The organism is Streptomyces sp. NPDC046716, from assembly GCF_040645755.1.
Lineage (GTDB): Bacteria > Actinomycetota > Actinomycetes > Streptomycetales > Streptomycetaceae > Streptomyces.
The window spans coordinates 1-8,404 of sequence record NZ_JBEYYU010000120.1 but is presented as its reverse complement, the minus strand read 5'-3'; the positions used below and the strand labels follow the sequence as shown (position 1 = coordinate 8,404).

Sequence of the window (8,404 nt, the reverse complement as noted above, 5' to 3'; positions counted from 1 at the left end):
AATGCACGTGTGAGCCGCGACAACGACAGGCCGGAGCAGGGTGGCGGGGGAGGGCCTGAAGCGAGCTCCGCTCGCTCAGGGGAAGGCGCGCGAAGCGCATGCCTTCAGGGGCGCGGGGAACTGCGCGACCAGCCACGACGCACCTGGCACCCGACGACGCACCCAGAAAAACCGGCGGGCGGTCACCCGGAACCCCGAGTGACCGCCCGCCGAAAAATCGCCGAAGGCTTACTTGCCCTTGGCGGCTTCCTTGAGCTTGGAGCCCGCCGAAACCTTGACGCTGTAACCGGCCGGGATGTTGATCGGCTCGCCGGTCTGCGGGTTACGAGCGGTGCGAGCGGCACGGTGCGTGCGCTCGAAGGTCAGGAAGCCGGGGATGGTGACCTTCTCGTCGCCCTTGGCAACGATCTCGCCGACGGTCTCGGCGAACGCGGCCAGCACGGCGTCGGCGTCCTTGCGGGTCACCTCGGCGCGGTCGGCCAGCGCGGCCACCAGCTCACTGCGGTTCATGTTTGTACTCCCGTGTTCTTCTTGCCGTTGAGGCGTGTGCCACGCGACGCGAAGCCGCATGTTGGGCAACAACGAAGCCGATGCTGCCAGGGTCTCGGTCAGGCCCAGGACCCGGGTCCGTCGTCCGAACCCTCGCGCCCGAAGACGCATCCTGCCCCCACCAGCGGCGGTAAAGCCAATCCGGCACCCGTGGGGGTCACACGGAAAGCGCCACCGCCCGGGACCGGGGCGGGCCGGGGGGCCTGCTTCCCGGCCACCCTAGAGGGCCCACGAGGGCCCCGCATTCCGCGACGCGCCGGTCCTCAGGCGGTCGTGGCGCCTGTCACAGCCGCTCCGGCCGCCTTCGCGGCGTTCCGGACGGCCCCCGCCACAGCACCCGCGACCTTGTCGTTGAAGACGCTCGGGATGATGTAGTTCGGGTTGAGCTCGTCCTCGCCCACCACGTCGGCGAGGGCCGTGGCCGCCGCCAGCATCATGTCCGTGTTGACCGTGCGCGACTGGGCGTCGAGCAGGCCGCGGAAGACGCCGGGGAAGACCAGCACGTTGTTGATCTGGTTCGGGAAGTCCGAGCGGCCGGTGGCCACGACGGCCGCCGTCTCACGGGCCACCGCCGGGTCGACCTCGGGGTCCGGGTTCGCGAGCGCGAACACGATCGCGCCGTCCGCCATCGCGGCCACGTCCTCGCCGCCCAGCACGTTCGGAGCCGAGACGCCGATGAAGACGTCCGCGCCGACGACCGCTTCCTTCAGCGTGCCGGTCAGGACCCCGTCGGGACCACCAGTGTTGGTGTTGTCGGCGATCCAGCGCAGCGGCGAGTCGCTGTCGGCGCCCTTGAGGTCCTCGCGGTCGGCGTGCACGACACCGTGGATGTCGGCCACCACCGCGTTCTTCACACCGGCCGCGAGCAGCAGCTTGAGGATGGCGGTACCGGCCGCGCCGGCGCCCGACATGACGACGCGGATGTCGCCAATTGCCTTGCCCGCGACGCGCAGTGCGTTGGTGAGCGCGGCGAGCACGACGATCGCGGTGCCGTGCTGGTCGTCGTGGAAGACGGGGATGTCGAGGGCCTCGCGCAGCCGGGCCTCGATCTCGAAGCAGCGCGGCGCGGAGATGTCCTCCAGGTTGATGCCCGCGAAGCCCGGGGCGATCGCCTTGACGATCTCGACGATGGCGTCGGTGTCCTGGGTGTCCAGGCAGATCGGCCAGGCATCGATGTCGGCGAAGCGCTTGAAGAGGGCCGCCTTGCCCTCCATGACCGGCATGGCGGCCATCGGGCCGATGTTGCCCAGGCCGAGGACCGCGGAGCCGTCCGTCACGACCGCAACGGTGTTGCGCTTGATGGTCAGACGGCGGGCGTCCTCGGGGTTCTCGGCGATCGCCATGCAGACGCGGGCCACACCCGGCGTGTAGACCATGGAGAGGTCGTCACGGTTGCGGATGGGGTGCTTGGACTGCATCTCGATCTTGCCGCCGAGGTGCATCAGGAACGTACGGTCGGAGACCTTCCCGAGCGTCACGCCCTCGATCTTGCGCAGCTCTTCGACGATCTCGTCCGCGTGGGACGTCGAGCTGGCCGCGATCGTGACGTCGATCCGGAGCTTCTCGTGGCCGGAAGCGGTGACGTCGAGGCCGGTCACCGAGCCGCCGGAGGACTCCACGGCGGTGGTGAGCTGCGAGACGGCGGTTCCGCTCGCGGGCACCTCCAGCCGGACCGTCATCGAGTAGGAGACGCTGGGCGCCGTTGCCATGGCCGACTTCCTCTGCTTTCACCGTGTAGCTGTTGCTGTCCGATCGTCGCACCTACCGCCGAGTACGTGGTAGTCGCATCGGATTGTGAACCTTACGTTCACGCCGCTTTCGGAAACTGACTTCCACCATACGAGAAGTGACCGCAAACAGAAAGAGGCCCACGTCACTTCCGTGACGTGGGCCTCTTCCGATACGGCTATGACACCGACCCGCCATGCTCGCCTCGCGGCAAGTGGTCCCTCTGAGGGACGAAGGTTGGGCCCGGGGGCTTGGATCGAGCCGGTGCCGTCATCAACGGTAACACCGGAGTCGCCGGACACAAGGGCCCGACGGGATCAGTCCCGCAGCAGGTCCGGCACCCCCTGCGCGTCCGGTTCGTCACGCTCGGCGGAGACCACCGTGAGCTGCTGCGTCGCCCTGGTCAGAGCCACGTAGAGGACGCGCAGACCGGCCGGCGACTCGTCCGCGATCTCCGCCGGGGAGACCACGATCGTCGCGTCGTACTCCAGCCCCTTGGCCTCCAGCGAACCGAGGGCGACGACCCGGTCGCCGAGCCCGGCCAGCCAGCGGGCCGCCTCCTTGCGGCGGTTCATCGCCACGACGACGCCGACGGTGCCGTCGACCCGCTCCAGGAGCCGGGCGGCCTCCTCCCGCACGGTGTCCGCCAGCCGGTCGGCGACGGCGACGAAACGCGGCTCGACGCCGGTGGAGCGGACCGCGGCGGGCGACGTGGAACCGGGCATCGCCAGGGCGAGGACCTTCGCCGCCAGATCCGCGATCTCCGACGGGTTGCGGTAGTTCACCGTCAGCTCGAAGCGGCGCCGCGGCCGGCTGCCCAGGGCCTCGTCACGGGCGGCCGCCGCCTCGTCCGGGTCGGACCAGGAGGACTGCGCCGGGTCGCCGACGATCGTCCACGTGGCGTGCCGGCCGCGGCGGCCGACCATCCGCCACTGCATCGGGGTCAGGTCCTGCGCCTCGTCGACGATGACGTGCGCGTACTCGGTCCGCTCCTGCGCGAGCCGCTCGGCCCGCTCGTACTGGGTCTCCTCCCGTACGGGCATCAGCTCCTCCAGACCGGTGAGCTGGTCCAGCGGGTCGTACTCGCGCCTGCGCTTCGGGCGGGCCGGGGCGCCGAGCACGGAGTTCAGCTCGTCGAGCAGGGCGATGTCGTGCACCGAGTACGCCTCGCGCCGCAGCGACCGGGCCAGCTTGCGGACCTCGCCCGGATTGAGGATCCGGCGGGCCCAGCGGCCCAGCCGGCGCTCGTCGGACATCGCGGCGAGCACGGCGCGCGGGGTCAGCTCCGGCCACCAGGCGTCCAGGAAGCGCACGAAGTCGTCCTCGCCGGTGATGTCCTCGTCGAAGGACGAGCGCAGCTCCGCGGCGAGCTCGGGGTCCGCGTGCCGGCCGGCCGCGCCGGACTGCTCCCACAGCGCGTCGAGGAGCAGCTTGCGGGCCCGCGGGCGCAGGTGGTTGACCGGCGCCGTGCCGCCGAGGACCGCGTGCCGGATCCGGTTGAGCTGCCCGGCCTCCAGCTCCAGACGGCGGCCGAAGGCGACCACGCGGAGCCGGGTGGGGGTCACCCCGGCCGCCGGGGTCTGCGCGCCCTCGTCGGCCTCGTCCTCGCCGAACGCCAGCTGCTCCTGCCGCGCCGGGGCCGGGCGCCCCGACTCCAGCGCGCCCCGGGCCGCCTTGCGCAGCACCTTCAGCATCCGCGACGAGCCCTTCACGCGGGCGACCGCCGGGCTGTCGTACTCCGTGGCCTCCGCGCCGCCGTCGGAGCCGTCGTAGAGGGAGCCGACCGCGCGGATCGCGACTTGGCCCTCCTCGCCGAGCGAGGGCAGCACGCCCTCCGTGTAGGCCACGAGCAGCGGCGTCGGCGACACGATGAGGATGCCGCCCGCGTACCGGCGCCGGTCCTGGTACAGCAGGTAGGCCGCGCGGTGCAGCGCCACCGCCGTCTTGCCGGTGCCGGGCCCGCCCTCGACGTACGTCACCGAGGCGGCGGGGGCGCGGATGACCAGGTCCTGCTCGGCCTGGATGGAGGCGACGATGTCCCGCATGGAGTGGCTGCGGGCCTGGCCGAGCGCGGCCATCAGGGCGCCGTCGCCGATCGCCGGCAGCTCCTCGCCGTCCAGGTACGCGGTCAGCTCCGGGCGCATCAGGTCGTCCTCGACGCCCAGCACCCTGCGCCCCTTGGACCGGATGACCCGGCGGCGCACCACCCGGCCGGGGTCCACGGGCGTCGAGCGGTAGAACGGGGCGGCCGCCGGGGCCCGCCAGTCGATCACCAGCGGCGAGTAGTCCGCGTCGAGGACGCCGATCCGGCCGATGTGCAGGGTCTCCGCGATGTCGGCCGTGTTGTCCTCCCGTACGGCGCCCTCGGCGGGCTCGACGGCCGTGTACGCGCCGTCGGGGCCCTTCTTGCCGTCCTTGCCGGGCAGCAGGTCGATCCGGCCGAACAGGAAGTCCTCGAACTCGTTGTTGAGCCGGTTGAGGTGGATACCCGCGCGGAAGACCTGCGCGTCGCGCTCGGCCAGCGCGCCGGGGGTGCCGACCTGGCCGCGTTTGGCGGCGTCGTCCATGAGGAACTCCGCCTCGTGGATCTTCTCCTCGAGGCGGCGGTAGACGGCGTCGAGGTGGTTCTGTTCGACGCCGATCTCACGGTCGCGGACGGAGTCCATCGTGCTGCGGTCCACCGCTGAACCGTGCTGAGCCTGAGCGGCCACCGGGCCCCCTTCTGACGTGCTGGGCAGCCGTCAAAGGTACGCGAAAGGGGGCCGCCCAAGCTACGCGTGAAAGGTCACGGCTAGGCGTTCACCTCGACGAGTTGCCTCCCGTCCAGCGTCTCGACCTCGAAGTGGTCGATCTGGTCGCGGGTGAAGGCCGCGCCGCCGTGGACGTAGAGCGGGTACTTGGCGCTCTCGTGGGCGCTGTCCGCGATGCCGTAGCCCCACTTCGGGACGGCCCAGGTGGTGACCGTCTCGCGTTCGCCGTTCTTGCCGACGGCGACGAGGGAGCACGTGAGCGGGCCCTTGACGTTCTTCAGCTCCAGGACCGTGTGGGTGCCCCAGGCCTTCTTCTCCATGCCGACCGTCGCGCTCACGTTCGTCGTGGGATCGGTCGCCTCCACCTTGTCGGAGATGTGCTGGAAGGCGTCCTCGGCGGGTCCCGCGGAGTGCGCGGTCACGGCCTTGCCGCCGTCGCCGCCGTCGCCGGTCGACGCCAGGACCGTCAGCGGGCCGCCGACGATCAGCGCCGCGGCGGCCGCCACCAGGTACAGGCCCCGGCGGCGCTTGCGCGCGCGTCCCCGGGCCACCTCGCCGACCAGGGTCTCCGCGAGCCGCGGGCTCGGCCGGGCCGCGAGCGACTCCCCCACCACCGGCGTGGCGCGGCCGGGCGGCACATCGGCGAGGGCGGCGAGCATCGGGCCCATGCCCGCGAACTCCTCCAGCTGCCGCGCGCACCGCTCGCAGCCCGCGAGATGGACCTCGAACGCGGTCGCCTCGGCGTCGTCGAGGACCCCGAGCGCGTACGCGGCGACCGTCTCGTGCACATCGCCGGACGGCTGCCCGGCGTAGCCGCCGTGTCCCTCTCGTCCCCCGTGTCCGAACGTCATGCCGTCACCCCCCGCTCCTCCAGCGCCAGCTTCATCGAGCGCAGGGCGTAGAACACCCGTGAGCGCACCGTTCCGCTGGGGATGCCGAGCGTCTCGGCCGCCTCGTTGACCGTACGCCCCTTGAAGTACGTCTCCACGAGTACTTCCCGGTGGGCCGGGGTCAGGTCCTCCAGGGCATCGGACAGCGTCATCAGCCACAGCGCCTTGTCGATCTCGTCCTCCGCGGGGATGACCTCCAGCGGCGACGGATCGACCTCCTGCGGCCGGGCCTGCCGGCTGCGGTGGCCGTCGATGACGATGCGCCGGGCGACCGTCACCAGCCAGGGGCGTACCGAACCGGTCGCACGGTTGAGCTGACCGGCGTTCTTCCAGGCACGGATGAGCGTCTCCTGCACGACGTCCTCGGCGCGCTGCCGGTCCCCCGCCACCAGCCGCAGCACATAGGCCAGCAGAGGGCGCGCGTGCTCGGCGTAGAGCGCGCGCATCAGCTCCTCGTCCGGCTCCGGGGGCCGCGGCGCTCGATGTCGGGCCCGGGGCGGGCGTTCATCGGCCACGGCGGAATCCTTGCGCACGCCTACCTCCGGTGTCCCCAGTTCTGCCATGTCCTGTGGCTGGGCTCACGACGGTGATACGCAGACGAACGCGCGTGTGTTCAAAGGGAGTTGAGATGCACCATGCACCTGCATGGGTGCTATGCGCGGGCCAGGGCGGCGCGGCGGCGGTGTCTGGCCACCCGTTCCCGGTTGCCGCACACCTCGCTGGAGCACCAGCGGCGGCGGCGCCCGCGCGAGGTGTCCAGGTAGATGATCGGGCAGTTGTCGCCCTCGCACTGGCGCAGGGCGCCGCGCGCGGACGGGTCGGTGAGCAGGTCCACCGCGTCCCGGGCGACCGCCGAGAGCAGGGCCGGACAGCCGGGCGCCGCGTACAGGGAGCGGGCCAGCGTGCCGTCGGCGGTGCGGACCGCGCAGGGCGCGGGCGGGGCGGCGCGGGCGAGGAGATTGACCCGGTCCAGGGCGACGGGCACGGGCCGGCCCGCGAGTTCACCGCGGACCAACAGACCGACGTGGCGCCGGAGTTCGCGGAACGCGACGAGCCAGGACGCGGCCGGGTCCAGGTCGGCGCCCGCCGGGACGAGACCGGCGCCGACCAGCCAGGCCCGCAGGCTGTCGGGGGAGGTGAGGCGTTCGACGGGGTGCGCGGTGGCGACCAGATCCAGGCAGAGGCGTCCGGAGTCGAACCGCAGCTCCCAGAGTGCGGGGCGAGAGGGGTGGGGGGACCCTGTGGGTACTGCTGCCATGTCCTCTACAGTGCCCGCCCCGGGCCTACTTGGGAACGCTCGGGGGCGGGTCGGCGTGCAGGAGCCGTGCGAAACGGATGTGGTCGCGCCAGGCGCCGTTGATGTAGAGGTACTTGGGCGACAGCCCGTACCGCTCGAATCCGCACTTGGCGAGCACCCGCTGGGACGCCAGGTTGTCGGTGAGGGTGCCCGCCTCCACGCGGTGCAGGGCGAGTTCGTCGCGGCAGACGCGGATCATCTCCTCGACGGCGGCCGTGGTCAGGCCGCGGCCCGCGTAGGTGCCGTCGATCCAGTAGCCGAGGCTGGCGCTGCACAGCGGTCCCATGACGATGCCGCTGAGCGTGAGCCGGCCCACCACGATCCCGTCGGCCGCCCTGTCGACCAGCACCCACGTCTCGCTGCCCACGCCGGTGAGCCGCTCGACCTGCCCCTCGGCGGTGTAGAACTCCGGCTCACGGTACGGCTCGGTGGCGCGCAGGTGGTCGACGTTGCGGACCTGCGCGTCGGCCAGGGCCTGGGCGTCGTCGACCGTGGCGCGACGCATCTCGATGTCGGGGGCGATCAGCATGTCCGTACGGTACGAGGCGGTCGTGGACGCTCGCTTATGGGGGTGCGCGGCTCGGCGATGTCCGGCGGGCGGGCCCGCGCCTTCACTGGGGACATGACTTCTTCGCAGCGCTTCACCCCCCTTCTGCTGGGGGCCGCGGCCGTCACCGTGGGACTGGCCGCCGGGACCTTCTACAGCTTCGCGTGCGCCGTGATGCCGGCGCTGGCGCGCAGCGACGACCGTACGTACGTCGAGGTGATGCGGAACATCAACGACGTGATCCAGAACCCCGTGTTCTTCGCGAGCTTCCTCGGGGCGGTGCCGCTCACCGCGGTGGCCGCGTGGCGGGTTCGGCGGGAGGTGGGGGTGCGGGGGTGGGTGTGGGCGGCGTTCGTGGCGTACGCCGCCGCGTTCGTGCTGACGTCGGCCGTGAATGTGCCGCTGAACGACGCGCTGGCCCTGCCGGGGGATGCGGGGCGGTTGCGAGCCGCGTTCGAGGGGCCGTGGGTGGCGTGGAACGCGGTGCGGGCCGCTTTGTGCACGGTGTCGCTGGGGTGCTTGGGGTGGGCGCTCGCCCGCGCCCCGCGCCCCTAGGTCGTCCGTCGGCTGCGGCCCGGTGGCCGCTTCTCGCGCAGTTCCCCGCGCCCCTGGAAGCGAGCTTCGCTCGCCCAGGGGCGCGGGG

General features: G+C 72.0%; 8 protein-coding genes. 1 reads left to right on the top strand and 7 read right to left on the bottom strand.

The window, feature by feature from the left end; all coding sequences use genetic code 11:
* Window positions 1-228 precede the first annotated feature (228 nt).
* The 7 genes from ABZ930_RS40895 to ABZ930_RS40865 all read right to left on the bottom strand — a co-directional run bounded on the left by ABZ930_RS40895 (window position 229) and on the right by ABZ930_RS40865 (window position 7,743).
* Window positions 229-510 (bottom strand): HU family DNA-binding protein, encoded by a 282-nt coding sequence (locus ABZ930_RS40895; protein WP_016645140.1) that lies wholly within the window; start codon window positions 508-510, stop codon window positions 229-231.
* 302 nt (window positions 511-812) lie between these two features.
* Window positions 813-2,258 (bottom strand): NAD-dependent malic enzyme, encoded by a 1,446-nt coding sequence (locus ABZ930_RS40890; RefSeq protein ID WP_361560543.1) that lies wholly within the window; start codon window positions 2,256-2,258, stop codon window positions 813-815.
* 336 nt (window positions 2,259-2,594) lie between these two features.
* Complete coding sequence (locus ABZ930_RS40885; RefSeq protein WP_361560540.1) at window positions 2,595-4,988, bottom strand: UvrD-helicase domain-containing protein; 2,394 nt, start codon at window positions 4,986-4,988, stop codon at window positions 2,595-2,597.
* 80 nt (window positions 4,989-5,068) lie between these two features.
* Window positions 5,069-5,878 carry a zf-HC2 domain-containing protein gene (locus ABZ930_RS40880; RefSeq protein WP_361560537.1) on the bottom strand — a complete coding sequence of 270 codons (810 nt, stop codon included), beginning with the start codon at window positions 5,876-5,878 and terminating at the stop codon, window positions 5,069-5,071.
* A complete protein-coding gene (locus ABZ930_RS40875; RefSeq protein ID WP_353942880.1) occupies window positions 5,875-6,480 on the bottom strand; it encodes a sigma-70 family RNA polymerase sigma factor in 606 nt (201 codons plus the stop codon). Before ABZ930_RS40875 ends, ABZ930_RS40880 begins: the two co-directional genes overlap by 4 nt.
* Window positions 6,481-6,569: 89 nt before the next feature.
* Window positions 6,570-7,175, bottom strand: a complete 606-nt coding sequence (locus ABZ930_RS40870) for an ABATE domain-containing protein (protein ID WP_361560534.1) — start codon at window positions 7,173-7,175, stop codon at window positions 6,570-6,572.
* Between the two features lie 25 nt (window positions 7,176-7,200).
* On the bottom strand, window positions 7,201-7,743 hold the full coding sequence (locus tag ABZ930_RS40865; protein ID WP_361560531.1) for a GNAT family protein: 543 nt from the start codon (window positions 7,741-7,743) through the stop codon (window positions 7,201-7,203).
* 93 nt (window positions 7,744-7,836) lie between these two features.
* On the opposite strand from ABZ930_RS40865, the gene ABZ930_RS40860 reads away from it, so the two are divergent.
* Entirely contained in the window at window positions 7,837-8,316 is a 480-nt protein-coding gene (locus ABZ930_RS40860; protein WP_361560528.1) for an anthrone oxygenase family protein, read from the top strand.
* Window positions 8,317-8,404: the final 88 nt, after the last annotated feature.

Excerpts from the sequence above, each read along its gene's own strand:
- ABZ930_RS40865 (WP_361560531.1), bottom strand. The coding sequence starts at position 7,743 with ATGCTGATCGCCCCCGACATCGAGATGCGTCGCGCCACGGTCGACGAC.
- ABZ930_RS40895 (WP_016645140.1), bottom strand. The coding sequence starts at position 510 with ATGAACCGCAGTGAGCTGGTGGCCGCGCTGGCCGACCGCGCCGAGGTG.
- ABZ930_RS40880 (WP_361560537.1), bottom strand. The coding sequence starts at position 5,878 with ATGACGTTCGGACACGGGGGACGAGAGGGACACGGCGGCTACGCCGGG.
- ABZ930_RS40870 (WP_361560534.1), bottom strand. The coding sequence starts at position 7,175 with ATGGCAGCAGTACCCACAGGGTCCCCCCACCCCTCTCGCCCCGCACTC.
- ABZ930_RS40875 (WP_353942880.1), bottom strand. The coding sequence starts at position 6,480 with ATGGCAGAACTGGGGACACCGGAGGTAGGCGTGCGCAAGGATTCCGCC.
- ABZ930_RS40890 (WP_361560543.1), bottom strand. The coding sequence starts at position 2,258 with ATGGCAACGGCGCCCAGCGTCTCCTACTCGATGACGGTCCGGCTGGAG.
- ABZ930_RS40860 (WP_361560528.1), top strand. The coding sequence starts at position 7,837 with ATGACTTCTTCGCAGCGCTTCACCCCCCTTCTGCTGGGGGCCGCGGCC.